This is a genomic window from Pseudomonas sp. R3-41 (assembly GCF_054161485.1).
On record NZ_CP096421.1, the window covers coordinates 2958110 to 2977204 of the forward strand.

Genomic DNA, 19095 nt, shown 5'->3' on the forward strand with positions numbered 1-19095 from the left:
TATTCGGTGGCAGCCGGTATATTCGCTGCCAGGTTTACGATAGCCATGAGGGCATGTCGTCTTGACAAGGATGTTGCATGAGAAAGTCACATTTGCGAACCCTTTTTTCGGCCTCGCTTCTCTGTGTCGGGATAAGCACATCCGTGGCGGCTGTAGAGCCCGGGATGTATCTCTATAACTGGTTCGGGTTGCTGGCGCCGGAGACGCCAAAGGAGTTTGAGCAGGAAACTGGCACGCGAATGCACATGGATGCGTTCGACAGCGCTGAGATCATGCAGAGCAAGGTCATGGCCGGGCGCACCGGGTATGACGTGGTGGTGGCGACCTCCAACGTGTTGCCAGGCCTGATCCAGGCGGGCGTCCTTCAGCCTCTGGATCGTGATCAGCTGAGTAACTTTTCACATATTGACCCTGACATCCTCGCTCAGCTCGCAGTCAATGATCCAGGTAACCGCTACGCCGTGCCTTATTTGTGGGGCACCACTGGCATTGGTTATGACGTGGACAAAGTCAAAGCGGCATTGGGCAATGATGCGCCGGTCAATAGCTGGGATCTGATCTTCAAAGAAGAAAACATCAGCAAACTCCAATCGTGTGGGGTGGCAATGCTCGACTCTCCCAGTGAGATCATCTCGATTGCCTTGAATTACCTTGGACTCCCTAGCAACAGCAAGAACCCGGATGATTACCAGAAAGCTCAGGCCTTGCTGTTGAAAATCCGCCCCTACGTCCTTTATTTCGATTCGTCCAGAATCGATGCCGACCTGGCAGACGGCAATATCTGTGCTGTTGTGGGGTGGGCCAATGGTGCCCTGGCTGCACAGGCCATCAACGAAAAGGCTAACACCGGACGCAAGATTTCCTACAGTCTTCCTCGCGAAGGCGCGCTGTCCTGGTCGGAGAATCTGGTGCTGCTGAAAGATGCGCCCCATCCCAAGGAAGGCATGGCGTTCATCAATTATATGTTGCGACCAGAAATTATCGCCAAGACCTCAAATCACACGCTGTACCCTAACGCAAACAAAGATGCCGCTGAGTTTGTCGAGCAGAAGTTGCGAGACAACCCTTGGATCTATCCCGACAAAAAGACGGTCGCGACACTTATTCCCCTTGAGCCACTGCCATTGAAACTGGAGCGAATCCGCACGCGGATATGGACCAAAGTGAAGAGTGGTGTGTGACCTGACTTGATTGTCGCCTGTTGCTCGTTGCGTGCCTTGGTTATAGGCGGGCGTCGGACGAGCAGCAGGTTTAAAAAGAGAACAGCGGATGTTCAACCCAGCCAATCAAACGCACTTCAGTTTGACCATCGACGGTTTTGCCAACGACTTTCAAGTGCTCGCCTTCACGGGAGAAGAGGCGCTCAGCAGGCCTTACCTGTTCAGCGTGGATTTTGTTAGCGAACGGTCTGACCTGGCGCTTGAAGGCCTCTTCGACCGAGAGGCTTTCCTGACCTTGGACGCGAAGGGCAACGGCATTCATGGACGGGTCTATCACATCGTTCATAGCGCTCATGGTCAGCACTTGATGCGCTACAGCCTGGCCCTTGTCCCGCAGTTGTCCTACTTGCGTCACCGCATCAACCGAAGGATCTATCAACAGTTCTCGGTACCGAAAATCGTGGCCTTGATATTGGAAGAACACGGTGTTGTGGGCGACGCTTATCGGTTTCATCTGGGGGCGACCTACCCAGAGCGTGAATACTGTACTCAGTACAACGAAACGGACTTGCACTTTGTTCAGCGCTTGTGTGAAGAGGAGGGTATTCACTTTCACTTCCAACACAGTGCTCAAGGCCATGTGCTGGTCTTTGGTGACGATCAGGCGGTTTTCCCCAGGATTGGACAGCCCACTGCTTATGGACAAGTGCGCGACAGGGTGGCCAACGAGCCACTGATCAAGCGCATCAACCTGCGTCTGGGACAGCTCCCCCGTCGTATCTCGCACCAACCGCTGGACATTGAAACGGATGACAGGCTGGAGCGTTTCACCGGTCATGAGCACGGCAAGCAGATACGTCTTCGGACCATGGAACGCCGCCACGCGGCTTATCGACAAGCCGAAGGGCAGAGTGACCAGACTCGGTTAGTCAGCGGCCAAGTACTGGACATCTCAGGCCATCCGCGCCAGGAGTGGAATGCCCCATGGCTACTGACCCAGGTCGTCCACGAAGGCCGGCAACCACAGGTCATGAGTGAGCACGTCGTCAGTGGCAACACGGGGAACGAAGATGACTTCCGTCAAGGGTACCGCAACCGCTTTATCGTGCTGCCATGGAATGTGTCCTATCGTCCGCCGTTGGCTCACAAGAAACCGCAGGTACTACGCAAGCAGACCGCTGTAGTCATCGCCCTGGAGGACGAAGAAATCCAGGGTGATCGGCGCTTCGCAAGGATCAAGGTCGAGTTTCCCTGGGACCGTGAAGATCGATTTGACGACAAGAGTCGTTGTTGGCTGAAGAGGGCGTCCGATTGGCGTTGTGAGATGGGGCCGCCGCGGACGGGCATGGAAGTAGTGGTTACATTTCTTGAGAACGATCCTGATCAGCCGGTGATCAGTGGTTGTTTGTGTTGTCGTTAAGGACATCCAAAAAACTATGTCTTGAGCCGTTGCGGACAATCCAGCCCAGGGGCTCGATGATGTCCGCACGCAGCCTGATTTACTCCATTCAGGTCAACCGGTATTGCGTTTCAGGAAACCCTCGATAACAGTTGCGAAATAAGGCGGGCACTCCTGCATCGGGTAATGACCGCAGTTCGGGATAACGTGCAGTTCTGCGTTCGGATGCCACGCCAGAAAGGTTCTGGCCATAGCCGCGGCATCAAGTCCGGGGTCCTTGTCGCCGACAATAATCAAATACGGTGTTTCAAGGCCTTGAATGTCATCGACGAAATTTGCTGTGACCATCATTTCGAGGTACCTCGCCCGGCAGGCAGGTGAGACTGTGTCGCGGCTTTGTTGGACCTTGAGATCAACCCATCCATCGCAAAGACCTCCGGTCACGAATTTGAACAGCCGTCGAAGGGCCTCGTCGTCTTCTGTCGTGCTGGCAAAGAACGCCAGAGCTTCTGGGCTCAACCGATTGCCAGCGGCAGAAACGGGGCACACCGCTATCGCGCTTGCGACGCGAGACGGGGCATCCGCAGCGATACGTTGCGTGATCATCCCGGTCATCGAGTGGCCTACTACGTGGAAGCGCGTCCAACCGAACTGGTCGGCGAGCATGAGGCAATCGGAGGAAATCTCCTCCACTGTAAATTCGCCAGCCAATTCAATGGATTGTCCGTAGCCACGCACATCAACGAAAACATAGGTAACCGCGCGACCGTCAAGACAGGGCATGACGGCATCGTAGCTGGAGTGGTCGCCCAGCCAGTCATGCATGACCAGTACGTGAATGGGGCCATTGCCGTACCGCACATACCCTAAGGTGGTGTCAGCTCCGAAGCTGATTTCAACGGATGCTTTCATTTCATGGTTCCTTTGTGGTTGGGGAACCAAAACGAAAACGCCCTCCCGGCGAACCGGGAGGGCGTTTTGAAAGAGAGGCAACCCTATCAATCTCTTGAGTCAGGTTCAATAGGCGAGCCAACCCATCGCAGCAAGCCCGCAATAACCCGTCTAGACTCCATGCGCACTCATTCACTCTCAACCCAGCGCAGGTCGCCGAAGCCTCTTGCCCTGAAGGAGTCCGTCATGCGTTATCGCATTTTCGGCAATACCGGCCTGCGGGTCTCTTCCCTCGCGCTGGGCACTGGCAACTTTGGTAAAGGCTGGGGCTACGGAGCCGACTTGGACGAGGCCCGTAGAATCTACGACGGTTACCGGGAAGCAGGGGGCAATTTCATCGATACGGCCGATCAATATCAATTTGGCCAATCGGAATCCATGCTCGGCGATTTCATGGCGACCGAGCGCGATGACGTCGTGTTGGCGACCAAGTTCTCGCTGGGTGATTCACCTGGTGCCGGCGTCCTGCGCTCCGGCAACAGCCGCAAAGCCATGCGCAGCTCGGTGGAGGCCAGCCTCAAGCGCCTCAAGACGGATCACATTGATCTTTTGTGGGTGCACATGCCCGATGGAGTAACGCCTATCGACGAAATTGTGCGGGGGCTGGATGACCTGATCCGCTCTGGCAAAGTGCTCTATAGCGGGCTGTCGAACTTCCCGGCTTGGCGTGTGGCAACGGCCGCCACCCTGGCGGAGCTTCGGGGTTGGTCGGCGATATCGGCGGTGCAATTGGAGCACAGCCTGGTGGAGCGCTCGGCCGAACGCGAACTCCTGCCGATGGCCGCTGCCTTCAATCTGGGAACCGTCGGATGGTCACCGCTCGGCGGTGGTTTGCTGACCGGTAAATACCGCAAAGGGGAAACCGGTCGTGCGCAGGGTTTGGGGGCGGTGATCCACGATGAGGACAGCGAGCGCAAGACCTCGACGGTGGACGCGGTGTTAGCGATCGCCGAAGAGACCGGCCACACGCCGGGCCAGATCGCAATCGCCTGGGTGCTGGCCAAGGGAACACTCCCGATCATCGGTCCACGCACGCCGGAGCAGATGGCCGATAACCTGGCGTCAGTCGAGGTTCAGCTGACGGCGGATCAACTGGCACAGCTGGACGCTGCCAGCGCCATGCCCCTTGGGTTCCCACACGATAAGGTGGCTGCTTCAGCACCTTCGCTTGCCGGCGGCAAGGCAGACCTCATTGATGCAATGAACCGGGCCGTTCGATGAATCGAGTTTCCAGGCAGTTCGCCCATTGAATCAATCCGATGGCCGAAAGCGTCGTGCAAAGCGGTGTGGACATGGTGGGCATCGGAACGGCGTTGGCCATCGATCCTTATCTGCCGCATGACTGGCTGCTGGGCAAAGACAACGCCACGCAACTGCCGCCCATTACTTGGAAAAACAAGACCCTTGCGGCCTTGGCGAACATGGCGGTCGTGAAGTTTCAATTGCACAAACTGAGTCGGGCTAAGAAGCCCGATCCGAGGGTGTCGCCGTTGCGCGCGCTGATCCTGCAACAGCTCGCCCTGGCATTTCGCACCCGCCAGTATCGGCTTTGGGTGGAGAAGCGTTCGCCCAGAAGCGGACACTAAGCGCCACGTATTTGCCTAAGGCCTATCGCCTGAGTAGAATGCGATTAATTATCAATCATGTACTTGCCGGGATTCCGATGCGCAGCGATGAAACACTAGGTACTGCAGATCTAGGGCTGCTCTATCGAACCCACCACTCGTGGTTATACGGCTGGCTAATCCGACGCATTGGATGTCGCGATAACGCAGCAGATTTGGCGCAGGACACCTTCGTACGCCTGCTCAAGTCCCGTCAGTCCAGCCCCTTGCGTGAACCACGCGCCTATTTGAGCAGTATCGCCCGCGGACTGATGATTGATCAGTATCGTCGTCGCGAACTCGAACGTGCCTACTTGGAAAGCATCATGTTGCTGCCTCAACACGAGGTGCCCTCGGAAGAAAGCCGACTGATGATTCTTGATGCGCTCGAGCGCATAGATCGCATGCTCGGTATGCTTAAACCGAGAGTTCGCCAGGCATTTTTATTTGCCCGACTCGACGGCCTGACGTGCGCGCAAATAGCCGAAAAGCTGGGCGTTTCCCGCGCGACGGTGGAACGCGACCTGGCCACGGCCCTGCAACACTGCTATCGCTTGCGTTATGTCGAGTCGTGAGCCGCAGGCGCTGGATCCGGCCATTGTCGAGCAGGCGATCCAATGGCTGGTGCGCCTTCGCTTCAATCAAGCCGATGAACAAACACAGCGCACTTTTGAGCACTGGCTCCAGCAGCGCCCGGAGCATGTGTTGGCGTGGCAGCGTGTGGAAACGCTTGGGGATGAATTCACCGGCGTGCCTGCTCAACTGGCGCGACAAACCCTTAATGGCACCCATCATGGAATGCGGCGGCGCGAAAGCCTGAAGCTACTGGGCCTGTTGGCGACTGTCAGCACGGCAGCCTGGCTCGGCCGGGACTACACACCCGTACCCGCCATGCTTGCGCAGCAGCGCAGCAACACCGGCGAGCAACGACGCTTCCAACTCGATGATGGCAGCCTTATCCAGCTCAATAGCGATAGCGCCGTCGACAGCGATTTCGACGCCCAGCGACGCCTGATCATCCTGCGACGGGGTGAAATCATCGTGAATGTCGGTGCGGATCAATACTCGCCTCGAGCGCGACCGTTCTGGGTGCAATCCCGTGACGGGATCATGCGCGCCCAGAGTTCCCGCTTTCTGGCACGCGAGCTGGACGATGGCACTCTGGTCGCGGCTCAGGAAGGATCGGTCACGGTTTTCCCCGGCTCCAGTCAAACGGCTGCGAGCCGTAGCGTCCAGGCAGGCAATCAGCTGCTGTTCACATCAAGTGGCGCCCGAACGTTCAAAGGCAATGGCCTTGATCTATGGAGCTGGGGTGACGGGGTGATCAGTGCACGCAATATGCGCCTCAATGATTTCATCGTGGAGCTGTCGCGTTATCGCCCCGGGGTACTGCGCTGCGCCGAAGAGGTCGCTGATCGTCGCGTTTCCGGCACCTTCCAGCTCGCCGACAACGATCAGGTCCTGGCATTGATCGCGCAATCACTGCGCTTGCACATTGATTATCGGACCCGCTATTGGGTGACCGTGACCGCTGCCACCTGAGCCCATCGGAACTTTGCGCTACCTGAAAAAGAATGAGGTGCTTTCTCATTCTCGTTCGACCTCTAAGGAAGGCCGGAATACAGGCCAGTCTGCCGATGTCCTTTCTTGGAGCGAGAAAATGAGTTCGTCCCCGGTTTCACAGCGCCATCCATTAAATCGTGCCTTGCACGGTGCGATTTTGGGTTTGATCGTGAGCAGCTACGCATTGCCATCGCTGGCGCAAACCTCGAGCGCTGACCACAGCAACCAAGTCAAGCAGTGGAACATCGCTGCCGGCCCACTGGCGCCGGCGCTTGACCGTTTTGCGCGGGAGGCTGGCATCAGTCTTTCCTTCGACGCGTCGAGTGTAGTGAACCGCACCACGGCTGGCGTGAATGGCACGCTCGATACAGCGGCAGCGCTGTCATCGTTGCTGCAGGGGAGCGAATTGCAAATCGAACAGCAAGGCCCGAATGCCTATCTACTGTCCCCTCAACCAAAGCCCGCCGGCCCGCTGGAGCTCGGCGCAACGGACGTCGAGGACTACCGCCTTGCACCCCTCATCATCAATGCCAAGGTCAGGGTCAGTGCCGACGACGACGCCAACTCGGTGGTCGCCCAGGAGCTCTGGGTTGGCGGCAAGGTGGCAACCAGCATTCTCAATACACCGGCATCGGTGTCGGTGGTTACCAACAAGGAAATGGAGCAACGCAGCGTCAGCACCACGGAAGAGGCGCTGCAATACACGCCGGGCGTGGTCAGTGACTTCTATGGTACGGATGACCGCAACGACTATTTCCAGATCCGGGGCTTCCAGGCCACTACCTACCGTGACGGCTTGACCCTGAGTTCGATGCGCGGCGTACGCGAAGATCCATTCGCTTATGAACGCATCGAGATTTTGCGTGGCGCCAACTCCACGCTGTTTGGCCCCGCGGACCCGGGTGGTTCGGTGAACTTCGTGACCAAACAACCGCGCTTCGAGCAGTTTGGCCAAGGCTATGTGACCTACGGGTCGTTTGACCATGTCGAGACAGGCATCGATGTGGGGGATGCGCTGAACGACGAGAAAACCTTGGCTGGCCGCTTTACTGCCAAAGGCCAAAACAGCGACCGCGAGTACGATCACTCACAGGACGACAACCGGTTGGTGATGGGTGGCCTCACCTGGGCACCCACGGATTACACGTCAGCCACCGTGATTCTGGACTATCTGAAAACTGAAAGTTCGCCCAACAGTGGCGGCTATCCGCTGGACAAGGAATACGACCGCAGCAAGTTCTATGGTGAGCCCAGTTACAACTTCCACGATGTCGAGCGCACCAGCCTCAGCGGTAACGTCACCCATGACTTCGACAACGGCTTTGTATTGCGCAGCAATCTGCGTTACAGCAAGTTGACCGATGATTTTGGCTACGTTTATCTCAGCGACAGCGCCGCACGTGTCGGTACTACCGTTGACCGGTATCTGTTTGGAACGGACAGTGAGGCCGACCAGTTCAACGGCAATCTGATGCTGCAATACGATGCCCGCTTCGAGAACATCGACAGCAGCAGCCTGGTGGGCGTGGAGTACCTCGATTCGACCACCAAGGAAAGCTCGGTCTACGCCCTGACCACTCCGATTGACATTGCAAATCCCGTGTTTACTGGCGTTCCACGCTCAATCACGCCGTATGCCGTCAACAAGCGAGACGCGACCACCAAGGCCGTGTTCCTTCAGCAGAACCTATCGTTCTACGAGCGTTTCATCGTCACCGCGGGTATGCGCAACGACTCGATGGACCTTACCAGCAAAGGCTTGATATCCACGGAAAAAGACAACTTCTCCGAAACCTCCTACCGAGGTGCGTTGACCTATATCGTCAACGATGAGGTGTCCACCTATGTGAGCATGGTGGAATCCGTCTCGCCGCCTCAGGTTGGCGTAACACCGCAGACGGGCACGCAATACGAAGTGGGCGTGAAGTATGCGCCGATGGGGATGGACGCACTGTTCTCCGCAGCCGTTTATGACCTGACCCAGGAAAACGTCACCATCGCCGTGGTGCTGCCGAGCGGCATCATTGAGCAACAGACGGTGGGTGAATCGCGGGCCCGTGGCCTCGACCTGGAGGCCAAGGCGCAGGTGACGCAGAACCTCAGCCTGATTGGTGGCTACTCCTATATGGAGTCCGAGGTACTGCGCGGTTCGTTGTACGACGGCAGCTCCCTGAAGGGTAATGAGTTCTCCACGGCACCCAAGCATTCCGCTTCGCTCTGGAGTTATTACGACGTGCCCGGCACGGATGTCAGCGTTGGCTTGGGGGCACGCTACGTAGGCTCTTATTACTTCGATGCAGCCAACTCCGGCAAAAGCGATGGCACCACGCTGTTCGACGCCGCCTTCAACTACGAGATCGCCAAGGGCACCGACCTTGCGGTGAACGTCAGCAACCTGCTGGATGAGCAGCACGTGGTCGGTTCCGGCACGGCGAACTTCTACAACCCGGGTCGCGAGATTACCGCCAAAGTGAGTTACAACTGGTAGGCAGGCGTGTAAGCCCAATGCTGTTCACTTAAGGCAATCGACAAACCCGTGGCGAGGGAGCTTGCTCCCGCTGGGCCGCGAAGCGGCCCCAAAACCTGCCAAGTGCGGCGTATTAGACACACACACCGCACCCGCCGGTTTACGACTGCTTCGCAGCCGAGCGGGAGCAAGCTCCCTCGCCACAGGGCCATCATTTTTCTTAAGTGAACGGCATGGGGTGTAAGCCTTTTTTCCATAGTCGTGCGCTGTCCAGCGTCCGTTTCTGGGCCGAAAGCTGCCTGTTGCGGCACAGTCCATGGCCAGATTTCTAGATGTTCACAGCAACCCAGAGGGGATGCACCTCCCCAGCACTCCGAAATCTGCCCACCGCCAAGCTTTGCTTTCATCAGTCCTTCCCGCTAAAGTCGGTCCCCGGGCGTTTGCTGCGCCTGCGGTCCGCGCGAAGGGGTCATCCCCAAGGCAGGTTTTTCGAGTTTTTCATTCCAACTCCCGGCTTGTCGGCGGACCGAGCCCTGTAAGGAGTTGGCATGCCCGCCACCAACGCTTCCCGTCATCACGGTCTCCTCGATTTACCCTTCCTGCGTAAGCGCGCCAAGCGTCTTTTGAAGGCACTGAAAAACCATGAAGCCGACAATGTGCGTGAGCAGCTGCGCGCAATGGGCTTGTCTGGCCCGGACTATCGACTGGCCGACACACAATGGCTGGTCGCCCGTGAGGCTGGTTTCGCCAGTTGGCCCAAGCTGGTTGCCCACACCGATGGCGTGACGTTCGCCGCACGTCATCCGGGGTTCGTTGCGACTAGCGAAGCGGCGGTCCAGCATTGGCGATGCGGTAACGACATCGAGCACAGCCTGCGGGTGGCTGGTTTTTCAGGTTCGTTTCATATGTTTGATGATCCGATGGTGATGGGCCCGGTCCCCGCATTACCTGACGATGATTACTGGTCAGTGCGAGCCAGTTTCTTGGAACAGGCATTTGGGCTCTCTCACCGTGATATTCAACAGCGCCAGGCCATGCAGCGTGACGCGCTGGCAAAACTGGACGCGGACAGTGAACTGGTACTGTGGTGCGAGGGCGATGCCTACGATCAATTGTTTCTGGTCCGGTTACTGGCGAGTTTACCGGCCTTGCCGCGCAGGCTCGAATTGATTGAAATCAGCCGGGTACCCGGCGTGGAGCGCTTTATTGGCATTGGTCAGCTTGCCCCGGATTTGCTCCCCTGGCTCTGGTCGCAACGGCGCTCGCTCGGTGAGGACGCGTTGGCACTGGCGCGCGAAGCATGGGCCGCCTACACCGCAGCGGACCCAGGCGACTGGGCAGGCCTTGCAGCACACTTGCATCCCGCGCTGCCGCTGCTCGGGCCTGCTTTGGCGAGACAACTGCAGGAGCTTCCCGGGGCAGGCGACGGCTTGAGTCTGACTCAGCGGCTGGTGCTGCGTGTGCTCGCCGATCATGGCGAGCTGCCTGCTGGTAAGGTGTTCAGCCATCTAATGATGAGCTATGAGCCTCTGCCTTATTTGGGCGATCTGATGTTCCACGCGCTGCTGCGACTGTTGATCGATGCACCACACCCCTTGGTGCATGAACAGCCGGGACGTGAATGGCGGAGGCGCCTTGTTCGTCTCACGGCCTTGGGCGAGCAAATGCTGCTCGGGCATATCAACTGGCTCGATTACGCGCCAGCAGAGCGTTGGGCCGGCGGGGTGCGTATCGTTGCTGATCGGTCACCTTGGGTAGTGAATAGCGACGGGCGGGTGTGGCGTCGCTGAACAAGTCTTCAACTCACGGCCACACTTCAATATCCACCACAACAAAGGAGCCTCAAATGCCTACCGCTCACGTCTTCATCGCCACCAGCCTGGATGGTTTCATTTCTCGGCCCGACGGTGACATCGACTGGCTCTTGCAACGCGACGACCCATCCGAGGACCACGGCTATCAAGACTTCATCACCGACAAGGACGTCATCGTGATGGGGCGCGGGAGCTATGAAAAGGTACGGACCTTCGACACCTGGTTCTACGACCGGCCCGTGGTGGTGCTGTCCAGACAGTTGGCCGATTCGCCGGTGCCCGAGGCGTTGAAGAATAAGCTGCGTTTCTCCAACCTGGCACCGAAGGCGTTGATGACGGAGCTGGCAAGCCAAGGCGTGCAGCGCGTCTATGTGGATGGCGGGCGGGTGGTGCAGTCGTTCCTGCGCGAGGGCTTGGTGACCGATATGGTGATTACCACCGTTCCGGTGTTGATTGGCTCGGGGAGGCCGTTGTTTGGCGGGCTTGAGCAGGATGTGGATTTGAAACTCGTATCCAGCCGCAGCTTTGCGTCGGGCTTGGTGCAATCCACTTACCGATTGCTCCCATGACCCGCCGGTTCACCGCACACGATCACGGCTTTGCGCCGCCAAATCCAGGGCCTTTTGCATGTCCAGCCGTGCCGAGCGGCCGACGTCCTTGTCGTTGAGTTGGTAGCGGCGTTCCGACGGCAGGATGGGCGCGGTGAGGTCTTCGCCGTCCATCTGTTCGAAGTCGTGGTTTTCGCCGATGGTCATGGCGCTGCGGCGTAACAGCATGCGCAATTGCTCGGGTTGCAGTTGCGGGTTGATGGACAGCATCGCCGCCAGCAGGCCCGCGACCATGGGCGTGGCGTAGGACGTGCCGCAATGCACGGCGCTGTCCTGGCCGGCGCGGGTCGTCGAGGCGTGGGCGCAAGCGGCGGCGGTGATGTCGACGCGCATGTCGATGTTCGAGGAGCTGCGTTTGACCGCATAGGCCGGGTCGTCGACGGCAACGCCAGTATGCTCGCTGCGCTGGTGCCCGCCGACCACGAGCAATTGCTCTGTGATGAAGGAGGAGGGCAGGCGATATTCGTCGCTGCCCGAGAAGGAAGAACCATTGCCGGCGGAGTTCACCACGATCACGTCGGGATGCGCCTTGCGCAGCCAAAGGAAAAACTCTTCCAGCAGTTCTTCGTAGCCACCCATGGCGAGGCCCGAGCGCAGCAGCGAGTCGACGTCATCGCCCTTGATGTCTTTGGCGCCGACGCGGTGGATGCCCCAGCTCCAATTGAGCACACGCACGCCGTCTTCCACGAGGTTGACCGAGGCGGCGATGTTGGCGGTGATGCCGGCATCGGAGTTACGTTCGACGATGACCTCGAAGCCACCGCTGGCCTTGTCCAGGCCACGGAGGAAACCGGTGTTGCCGCTGTCATCCCAACGTGCGGCGAGGATGCCGGCGACGGTCGTGCCGTGATTGTCCGGTTTGTCTGCATCGCGGGCGTACACGCAAGTGCGCGGCGGCGAGCAGGCGCCGAGGTCGTCCGCGAAATCCGTCGTGTCGAAGTCCACATCGCGCTCGATCAGGCCAATGCGCACCGGTTGCGGCTGGATGGGTGGCTGACGGCCGGGGATTCGCCGTTGGTAATAGTTCACTGCGTCGAGAAAGCGATTCGCGGCCCATTCGTCGGAGTCCAGGGCGGGTTTTTTCGGTTCTTCAGGGTGGGCTGGGGCCTGCTCGGTTTCTTCAGCCGAGGACTCCTCGATCACCACGGCATCCACGCTGGTCTCGCTGCCCAGGCGTAGCACCAGTGCATCGCGCTGCACCAGGTCCTTGGCGGGCAAGCGAAGTTGGTACAGGTTCAGCGGCGCGATGCTGCCGACCACCTTCGCGCCGTACTTGTGGGCCAGGCGCTCGGCTTCCTGGCGACCATCGCGGTCTTCCTCGATCAGCACGCTGACCAGATCGACATAAGTGGTCAGGCCGTCCATGTTCTTTGCTACTTTGTCCGGCCCGGCGGCCAGCACGTGACTGTTGCGCAAAGTCAGCCAGGCGGCATTGCTGGTGCGTGAGCCGTCTTCCAGCCAGAGCGGGCCGCTCTGGTAGTCGGCGGCGTCCAGGCGCACGCGCAGGTTGTTCCCTTCGCGTTGGACCGTGTCTGCGGGTATTGCCTTTGCCGCCAGTTGCAGTTGCGGCGTTGCATCACCCAGCCCGCGCGCTGTCAGACACCAGTCCTGGTGTTGGCTTTGCAACAGGTCGCCGCAGCGTTTCAGGCTTTCCAGGCGCAGCGGTTCCGGCGCAGCGGTCGCCGTGCAGGTAGCCAAGGTGAACAGTGCAGCGAGAGCAGTGGATCTTAGGAGCATGGGGCCAGGTTTCTTTGTCGAGGGTCTTGTTGCTCCGACTGTTATGCGGTGTGCTTCGTTCAGCGGGATAACGAGATTCAGCAAATACCCATTCCGGTTCAAAAGCTCTCGAGGCGCACTGCAACACCTGCTTGCCGTGCGAGTTCGATCATGGCTGCGACCTGGTCGGCATCGGCAATGAACCCGACATATTCGTCGCCACCAGCGTCCAGGTGCAGGTAGCGTTTGTCGAACGCCATGAGCCATCGGTCGAAATTGGCCAGCGTCTCCGACATCGGCAGCGTGCCCTCATAGCGGTAGGGGTAAGTTTCTTTTACCCCGCTGGCGCTGACCAGATAGGGCACCAGATACTCGAAACCATCAAAGCCTCTCCAGTCGACGCCTAGCAACGCCAAGTGTTCGAGCTTCTGGCCTCTGTCTGCATCCAGCAAGCCTTCCACCAGCGCGGTGGCCGGCTCCTGGCCCGAGCCGTAAATGCGCAGCACACGCCTGACCAGCCTGGCACGTTCGGCGTCTGGTATACGGGCCAGTAGGGCTTGGGTAAACGCCTTCAGTTCGGCGCGATAAGGATGCAGCTCCCGCATGATCGCCGCGTCGCTGAGCGTCGTTTCCTCCGGTGGCGGCAGGGTAAAGCGGCCGCCGAACAAGCGATCAAGAATGCCCATTTTCTTTCCGTTCCTTGGGTTGCCGATCTTTTCCAGTCTACTGTTATACGCATCCCACATGAACGCGATACCGGATATCCCGATCAAAAGGGTCCTCCGGGTTTTCGTAGGCTTCTAGTGTTTCCAAGAAGCCCGTTCGCTCTAGGCTCACCAGATCTTCGAGGGTCCAATCAAAAGGGAAGTCGCTGGAAAAGCTTTCGCCCTGGTGTTCAATCCAATGAAAAACCGGGAAGGGCAGGTAACCGAGCCATTCCGATCGGTAGGTGATCTCGTCAGATTCGCCACCGATCACCATGGCGCGGATCTGGTTCTTGATGATTGTTTGGCGTTCATCCATGGTGTTTCGATCCCGATTAATGATTGACTGCGTATTCTGTGTAGAATCCGTTTTCTCCAGAATTCAAAGGATTGAGCCTGTTAATCACTTGCCATGTCCGGTACGTTATTGACCCCTCGCAGTTTCCTGCACCCGGTTCTTGATTGAGCGGTTGGACGCTTGAATCAATGCAATATTTCACATCACATCACATCACCTCACAAAACAGACATCACAACGACAAGGAATGTCACCTCATGAAAACCATCGATCGTGCTTTGCTAGGCTTCGGAATATTGATTCCATTCTGGCTGCTTTTGGGTGTCGCACTGACTGCCCGGGCCTACCCAGGCTATAGCCATCTGGATCAAGCCATGAGCCAACTAGGCGCCGTTGGATCGCCAACCCACGGCTTCTCTGCCTGGGTGAACAACTTTCCGCTGGGTGTGATGTTCGTGCTTTTCGCGGTAGGCGTGGCGAGACGGTTCAAGGCATCGCGGATGGCCTTGCTGAGTGCCGCACTGATTTTCGTCCATGGTTTGGCAAGTTTCGTGGCCGGCTATTTTTCCTGTGACCAAGGTTGTGCGCCGGTTCAGCCGTCGGTTTCGCAACAGAACCACAACCTTGCGGGATTGGTGATGTTTATCTCGCTTACCCTGGCGGGGGCGTTGTGGGCGTTCCTTGGCAAGTCGCAGCTTTTGTCGTCCAGGTTCGCCATGTTTTCGGCGATCTGCGTAATCCTCGCCATCGTAACGGTGATGCTGATGGCGACGGCATTGGCCGACGGGCACTTGTTTGGCCTGTACCAGCGGCTCAACTATGGGGTTTCGGTGGTCTGGGTTGCGTCGTTGGCCGCTGTTGCCCTAAAGGGTGATGCCGATATGAAGGTTGCGTACGCCCGTTAAAGGCAGCAAAGAAATCTCCTAGTGCTGGCCTACGTGATTTTTCCACGGCAGATAATCCACCCGGACCACGCGCTTCGCAGTGCCGTCAGCTTTCACTTGAAAGTCAGGCATCTTTGCGACGTTCAACTCTAGGCATTGCTGGGTGAGTGTCTGCCGTAACTCAGGATTGGGTTGAAAGTATTCCGGGCGCAGGCTGTGTTTTTCAAGTTCTACGTCGCACCGAATGACCTCACCCTTCGCGTTCGCCGTGAAGTCGAAGCGGGCGGTGCCGAAAGCGCTCAGGGACTGCTTTGCAACGACGTTGTCCCAAAAGAAACGACTTTCAACGGCATCCCGTTGGCGTAGACGTTCGTGATCAGCCATTGACGGCGTCTCCCCTGATGCGATCAAGGGCGCGATGATTTCGAGGCCGCCATCCTTTGGACTCTGGAGATTTTCCGGGAGGGGGCCCCACGCTCTACTCCAGCAAACGTCGGCCATGAGGTTCACCAAACGGGAGGGGGTGCCGGCTTCAGCAGACTTAGCCTCGCAAAGCCGCACATCTCCCTGGCGATCCAGCTTCATCGTTAACTTGACACTTCCCCGCAGACCTTGGGGATTGGCGTAGAGCGCGTCGCGAACCAAGGTGGCACGCAGAACCCTGATGTAACGTCTTTCTTCCAGCCGTTTGATTTCTTCCGAAGTAAGGAATGTCGGCATGGACTTCCCGCCGCTGTCGACCCAGGCGTCCATTTTCTGTTCATAGGTCGCCTGATGGCAGCCAGGAAGAACGGCCAAGGCTGCCGCCCCTATCAGGATGGGGATTGTGCGACGGCGGTAGGTAAGGGGGCTCATTCATGCGCTCCTTGCGGTTAAGGGGCGTATCTTGCCTTGAATGAGCAGCGCTTCAAAGAAGGGGCGCGACGTGGCTCAGCTTTCCGGGGACGTAATGGGCGCGTCATTGGCTTCAGCTGCCAATTTCAGGCGGTCGGCTTTGCTGATGTATTGATTCTTGTTTTTGGGCGCCAGCTTGGCACTGGCTTTCTTGGCGTTAGCCTTCAATAACTGGTTTATTTTCTTGCGGCGATTCATGTTGTTCTGCTCAGCGTGTCAATGTCCGGATGGTATCAGTTTTCCGTTTTCTCAGGATTGTTCCTGACGTTGGCAACAGGCCTTGTGGGAAATGACCGTTGCTCAATAAATAACTGACGATGCACGTGCCGCCAATCAGTCATCCGATTCGACGTCGACATGAAGCTGCCTCAGGTCACGCTGACCGCGATCCAATTCGTTATAAAGCCGTAGCTGTCGCAGCCTTTCTTGACATCGGCGTAGTACTGCATCAGCTCCCATGGCGCGTAATTATCGACTGAATACTGGCCATAAATGGGATCAAAAAATACCAGCTCCCTACCTTTATTCGACGCCGCTACAGCGTGCGCTCCTCCACCGGAGAAGATAAAGGCTATTACATAGTGCCCTTCTGACTTGGTGACCAAGTCGAGCCAGCCGTTGTGGTCGCTCAAAATAGATCCAACATCTTTGCCAACCTCCGCTGCGCTAACGCAGAATGCAGCCGCCATCGCTTGGTAATAGGCCTCGCCCAGCATGCCCTCTGCTCCGTAGGCGCCCTTTTTGTTCTGCCGCACCTGCTGCGACTGCATCGCTTGCGCTGCGACCATGAGTGGCATGTGCGTGATTAACTCATTCTTGCTCTGAAGCTTGCGGTTCAACTTTATGCTTTGACGGCACCAGAGCATCGAGTAAGCGAAGCAGTTGCCGTTTTTCTTTTGATCCTTCAGTGCTTTTTGAAGAAAAGGATTGGCGCTGGCGCCAAACTTGGTTCCAAAAGAGTGTTCTACGTTATTCAAGCCCAACGCTGGCCAGTCTAGGTTCATGCTTACTCTCCTTGTAACGCTATGAATTTTTGAAGGTTAACGTTGAAACATACCTTTCCTGCCTATCGACAGGGATGCTCTGACTGGCTGTTGGTTTACGCCAGAAACGATTCCAACCTCGAAGAGGGTATGCGTTGAGAAATGGTAGCCAAGCAAGCAGCATTCTGCCATCAACGCCAGGCGAACATTTTCCATCTGCCATGAGCGCTGGCGAGGCACGATCACGCTACCCGTATTCTTGCAACGCGTAGGTGCTGTTTCGGGTAGCAATCGGTCCGAGGGAGGCGACGTCCCTGCTGGCCTCGTAATTGCGGCGTACCACCGGGTGGCCGAGGTAGCGCAATGGATCGACCACATCCTTGCGAATCAACGGGCCGCCGGGGAGTCTGGCCACGCCCCACATCGACTGGGCCAGATATTACTTCAGATTGCTCTGGAAGAACGTCGTCAGCTTATCGAACGGAATGAGGTCGACCCGATCATAAAGATCGACATGGCCAGCCCCAGGAATGATGACAAGCTCCTTGGGCTGACCGGCGAGCTTATAAGCCTCCTCGCTGAATTCCCGGGAGTGCGCATCGGCCGCTGCAATGAACAACATCGGATGCGGTGAAATGGTCTCGATGTCATTGAGCGGGTAGAAGTTCATGAACTTGATGTTGCTGGTCAGCGTCGGGTGGGTGGTCAGGTCTTTCGACGAGCCGGATGGCGTGAACTCGCCGCGCGGGGTGCGGTAAAAATCAAAGAATTCACGTTGGATAGGATGAGTGTTGGCGTCCAACTGGTGCACCGTACCGCTGGTATAAAGCGTTTCACCGCCGGCAAACTCGACGTTACGCTGCTGGGTGGCTTGGGCAATGATCGACCGGCGCTGTTCGAGCGTTTGGGAATGTTTCAACCCGTTGCGATTGACGCCGCCCATGTCGTACATGCTCACCGTAGCAATGGCTTTCATGCGTGGGTCGATCTTGGCTGCGCTGATCACGAAGCTGCCACTGCCACAGATGCCGATCGCGCCAATCCGCTCCTTGTCGACGAAAGGCTGGGCGCTGAGAAAGTCCACCGCGGCGCTGAAGTCCTCGGCATAGATATCCGGCGAGACGGCATTACGCGGCCGCCCCTCGCTTTCGCCCCAGAACGACAAGTCCAGGGAAAGGGTCACGAAGCCTTTTTCCGCCATTTTCGTGGCATAGAGGTTGGCGCTCTGCTCCTTGACCGCGCCCATCGGGTGGCCGACGACAATCGCCGGGCTTCTGGTCTTGCCATTGAGTTTTTTCGGAATGAACAGGTTACCTGCCACGTTCATTTGATATTGGTTCTTGAAATTGACCTTCTGTACGGTTACGTCATCGCTGGTATAAAAGTTATCTGCGCCGTTGGACATATCGGCTCCTATGGCTGTGAGCGAAGTGACAAGAAGGGTGAGTAAAACGATGATCTTTTTCATTGGGGATCCTGTCGATGGGGCGTCATCAGTGTTGGGAAAAGCTCACTTGCACATCTCGCCGGCCCAGCGCTTGAGCCAACTTCTCGGTGTCGTCCACTTGCCCAAGGCGGGTGTAGGCGTAGGTCGAGTTGAAGTTCGTATAAAAGACGACCAAGGTGTCCGTGCCATACAGCATCAAGTTGCCGTTGCGGATCGTTCCCGGCTTGCTGGCTTCGGCTGGTAGCACCTGGGGAAGGGTGGCGTATTTCTCGTTACGGTTGAGATCGCTCATCGCCACCGTCAGCGGCAACAACGTGACAAACGCGCGGGTGGCCGCGTTGTCGGCCAAGGTGATGGCGAAGCGGTGTTCGCCGACGGTCATCCACATCACCCTGTTCTCCGTTTTCGAGGGCGCCGACGCGGCACCACTCATCGTTGCGTAGCCGCCAAACACGAGCATTACCGCCAGCAAACCACGCCCGGCCGATCGCATCGCAGTTGTGCATGGGTGTCTGTTCATAGGGTTCATGGTGACTTGCGAACAGTGATGCGACTAGCTAATGAATGCTTAACAAGGCTATAAGCATGGCTAATCAATCTGCT

General features: G+C 57.6%; 19 protein-coding genes and 1 pseudogene. 10 read left to right on the top strand and 10 right to left on the bottom strand.

Annotated features, from left to right (window positions below; genetic code table 11):
- The first annotated feature begins 77 nt into the window (after positions 1-77).
- Both M1D99_RS13470 and tssI read left to right on the top strand, forming a co-directional pair.
- Entirely contained in the window at positions 78-1181 is a 1104-nt protein-coding gene (locus M1D99_RS13470) for a polyamine ABC transporter substrate-binding protein (protein WP_434575839.1), read from the top strand.
- Between the two features lie 88 nt (positions 1182-1269).
- On the top strand, positions 1270-2580 hold the full coding sequence (gene tssI, locus M1D99_RS13475; RefSeq protein ID WP_434575841.1) for a type VI secretion system tip protein TssI/VgrG: 1311 nt from the start codon (positions 1270-1272) through the stop codon (positions 2578-2580).
- Between the two features lie 93 nt (positions 2581-2673).
- Here the strand turns inward: tssI and M1D99_RS13480 are convergent, their stop codons facing one another.
- Complete coding sequence (locus M1D99_RS13480; protein WP_458132009.1) at positions 2674-3471, bottom strand: alpha/beta fold hydrolase; 798 nt, start codon at positions 3469-3471, stop codon at positions 2674-2676.
- A gap of 225 nt (positions 3472-3696) precedes the next feature.
- Between M1D99_RS13480 and M1D99_RS13485 the strand changes: the two genes are divergently transcribed.
- The 7 genes and pseudogenes from M1D99_RS13485 (at position 3697) to M1D99_RS13515 (ending at position 11527) form a co-directional block, all read left to right on the top strand.
- Entirely contained in the window at positions 3697-4731 is a 1035-nt protein-coding gene (locus M1D99_RS13485; protein WP_458132010.1) for an aldo/keto reductase, read from the top strand.
- Positions 4732-4766: 35 nt separating this feature from the next.
- A pseudogene (locus M1D99_RS13490) lies at positions 4767-5096 on the top strand (2,4-dienoyl-CoA reductase); the annotation flags it as partial.
- Between the two features lie 77 nt (positions 5097-5173).
- Positions 5174-5689, top strand: coding sequence for a sigma-70 family RNA polymerase sigma factor (locus tag M1D99_RS13495; protein WP_186728729.1), 516 nt, complete (start codon positions 5174-5176; stop codon positions 5687-5689).
- Positions 5676-6656 carry a FecR domain-containing protein gene (locus M1D99_RS13500; protein WP_458132011.1) on the top strand — a complete coding sequence of 327 codons (981 nt, stop codon included), beginning with the start codon at positions 5676-5678 and terminating at the stop codon, positions 6654-6656. Before M1D99_RS13495 ends, M1D99_RS13500 begins: the two co-directional genes overlap by 14 nt.
- Positions 6657-6774: 118 nt before the next feature.
- Positions 6775-9165 (top strand): TonB-dependent siderophore receptor, encoded by a 2391-nt coding sequence (locus M1D99_RS13505; protein ID WP_458132012.1) that lies wholly within the window; start codon positions 6775-6777, stop codon positions 9163-9165.
- Between the two features lie 527 nt (positions 9166-9692).
- Positions 9693-10934, top strand: coding sequence for a DUF1835 domain-containing protein (locus tag M1D99_RS13510; protein WP_458132013.1), 1242 nt, complete (start codon positions 9693-9695; stop codon positions 10932-10934).
- A gap of 56 nt (positions 10935-10990) precedes the next feature.
- Complete coding sequence (locus tag M1D99_RS13515; RefSeq protein WP_186728672.1) at positions 10991-11527, top strand: dihydrofolate reductase family protein; 537 nt, start codon at positions 10991-10993, stop codon at positions 11525-11527.
- 9 nt (positions 11528-11536) lie between these two features.
- Here the strand turns inward: M1D99_RS13515 and M1D99_RS13520 are convergent, their stop codons facing one another.
- The 3 genes from M1D99_RS13520 to M1D99_RS13530 all read right to left on the bottom strand — a co-directional run bounded on the left by M1D99_RS13520 (position 11537) and on the right by M1D99_RS13530 (position 14305).
- On the bottom strand, positions 11537-13303 hold the full coding sequence (locus M1D99_RS13520) for a S8/S53 family peptidase (RefSeq protein WP_434575853.1): 1767 nt from the start codon (positions 13301-13303) through the stop codon (positions 11537-11539).
- A 98-nt stretch (positions 13304-13401) separates the two neighbouring features.
- Positions 13402-13968: a DUF6630 family protein gene (locus M1D99_RS13525; RefSeq protein ID WP_434576446.1), complete on the bottom strand. Its 567-nt coding sequence runs from the start codon at positions 13966-13968 to the stop codon at positions 13402-13404.
- Between the two features lie 43 nt (positions 13969-14011).
- Positions 14012-14305 carry a hypothetical protein gene (locus M1D99_RS13530; protein ID WP_434575854.1) on the bottom strand — a complete coding sequence of 98 codons (294 nt, stop codon included), beginning with the start codon at positions 14303-14305 and terminating at the stop codon, positions 14012-14014.
- Positions 14306-14541: 236 nt separating this feature from the next.
- Here M1D99_RS13530 and M1D99_RS13535 point away from each other — a divergent pair, with 236 nt between their 5' ends.
- A complete protein-coding gene (locus M1D99_RS13535) occupies positions 14542-15189 on the top strand; it encodes a DUF998 domain-containing protein (protein WP_458132014.1) in 648 nt (215 codons plus the stop codon).
- Between the two features lie 18 nt (positions 15190-15207).
- On the opposite strand, the gene M1D99_RS13540 is transcribed toward M1D99_RS13535, so the two are convergent.
- The 6 genes from M1D99_RS13540 to M1D99_RS13565 form a co-directional block, all read right to left on the bottom strand.
- Positions 15208-16023, bottom strand: a complete 816-nt coding sequence (locus tag M1D99_RS13540) for a hypothetical protein (RefSeq protein ID WP_458132015.1) — start codon at positions 16021-16023, stop codon at positions 15208-15210.
- Between the two features lie 75 nt (positions 16024-16098).
- Positions 16099-16260, bottom strand: a complete 162-nt coding sequence (locus M1D99_RS13545; RefSeq protein ID WP_186704800.1) for a DUF2986 domain-containing protein — start codon at positions 16258-16260, stop codon at positions 16099-16101.
- A 170-nt stretch (positions 16261-16430) separates the two neighbouring features.
- On the bottom strand, positions 16431-17066 hold the full coding sequence (locus M1D99_RS13550) for a YopT-type cysteine protease domain-containing protein (protein WP_186704801.1): 636 nt from the start codon (positions 17064-17066) through the stop codon (positions 16431-16433).
- A 226-nt stretch (positions 17067-17292) separates the two neighbouring features.
- Positions 17293-17460 carry a hypothetical protein gene (locus M1D99_RS13555; protein WP_225917589.1) on the bottom strand — a complete coding sequence of 56 codons (168 nt, stop codon included), beginning with the start codon at positions 17458-17460 and terminating at the stop codon, positions 17293-17295.
- Positions 17461-17484: 24 nt separating this feature from the next.
- A complete protein-coding gene (locus tag M1D99_RS13560; RefSeq protein WP_458132016.1) occupies positions 17485-18513 on the bottom strand; it encodes an alpha/beta hydrolase in 1029 nt (342 codons plus the stop codon).
- 25 nt (positions 18514-18538) lie between these two features.
- A complete protein-coding gene (locus M1D99_RS13565) occupies positions 18539-18985 on the bottom strand; it encodes a cyclophilin-like fold protein (protein ID WP_434576449.1) in 447 nt (148 codons plus the stop codon).
- Positions 18986-19095 lie beyond the last annotated feature (110 nt).

Bases quoted from the DNA above. Each gene is read 5' to 3' on its own strand.
- M1D99_RS13470 (WP_434575839.1), top strand. From the start codon at position 78: ATGAGAAAGTCACATTTGCGAACCCTTTTTTCGGCCTCGCTTCTCTGT.
- tssI (WP_434575841.1), top strand. From the start codon at position 1,270: ATGTTCAACCCAGCCAATCAAACGCACTTCAGTTTGACCATCGACGGT.
- M1D99_RS13480 (WP_458132009.1), bottom strand. From the start codon at position 3,471: ATGAAAGCATCCGTTGAAATCAGCTTCGGAGCTGACACCACCTTAGGG.
- M1D99_RS13485 (WP_458132010.1), top strand. From the start codon at position 3,697: ATGCGTTATCGCATTTTCGGCAATACCGGCCTGCGGGTCTCTTCCCTC.
- M1D99_RS13495 (WP_186728729.1), top strand. From the start codon at position 5,174: ATGCGCAGCGATGAAACACTAGGTACTGCAGATCTAGGGCTGCTCTAT.
- M1D99_RS13500 (WP_458132011.1), top strand. From the start codon at position 5,676: ATGTCGAGTCGTGAGCCGCAGGCGCTGGATCCGGCCATTGTCGAGCAG.
- M1D99_RS13505 (WP_458132012.1), top strand. From the start codon at position 6,775: ATGAGTTCGTCCCCGGTTTCACAGCGCCATCCATTAAATCGTGCCTTG.
- M1D99_RS13510 (WP_458132013.1), top strand. From the start codon at position 9,693: ATGCCCGCCACCAACGCTTCCCGTCATCACGGTCTCCTCGATTTACCC.
- M1D99_RS13515 (WP_186728672.1), top strand. From the start codon at position 10,991: ATGCCTACCGCTCACGTCTTCATCGCCACCAGCCTGGATGGTTTCATT.
- M1D99_RS13520 (WP_434575853.1), bottom strand. From the start codon at position 13,303: ATGCTCCTAAGATCCACTGCTCTCGCTGCACTGTTCACCTTGGCTACC.
- M1D99_RS13525 (WP_434576446.1), bottom strand. From the start codon at position 13,968: ATGGGCATTCTTGATCGCTTGTTCGGCGGCCGCTTTACCCTGCCGCCA.
- M1D99_RS13530 (WP_434575854.1), bottom strand. From the start codon at position 14,305: ATGGATGAACGCCAAACAATCATCAAGAACCAGATCCGCGCCATGGTG.
- M1D99_RS13535 (WP_458132014.1), top strand. From the start codon at position 14,542: ATGAAAACCATCGATCGTGCTTTGCTAGGCTTCGGAATATTGATTCCA.
- M1D99_RS13540 (WP_458132015.1), bottom strand. From the start codon at position 16,023: ATGAGCCCCCTTACCTACCGCCGTCGCACAATCCCCATCCTGATAGGG.
- M1D99_RS13545 (WP_186704800.1), bottom strand. From the start codon at position 16,260: ATGAATCGCCGCAAGAAAATAAACCAGTTATTGAAGGCTAACGCCAAG.
- M1D99_RS13550 (WP_186704801.1), bottom strand. From the start codon at position 17,066: ATGAACCTAGACTGGCCAGCGTTGGGCTTGAATAACGTAGAACACTCT.
- M1D99_RS13560 (WP_458132016.1), bottom strand. From the start codon at position 18,513: ATGAAAAAGATCATCGTTTTACTCACCCTTCTTGTCACTTCGCTCACA.
- M1D99_RS13565 (WP_434576449.1), bottom strand. From the start codon at position 18,985: ATGCGATCGGCCGGGCGTGGTTTGCTGGCGGTAATGCTCGTGTTTGGC.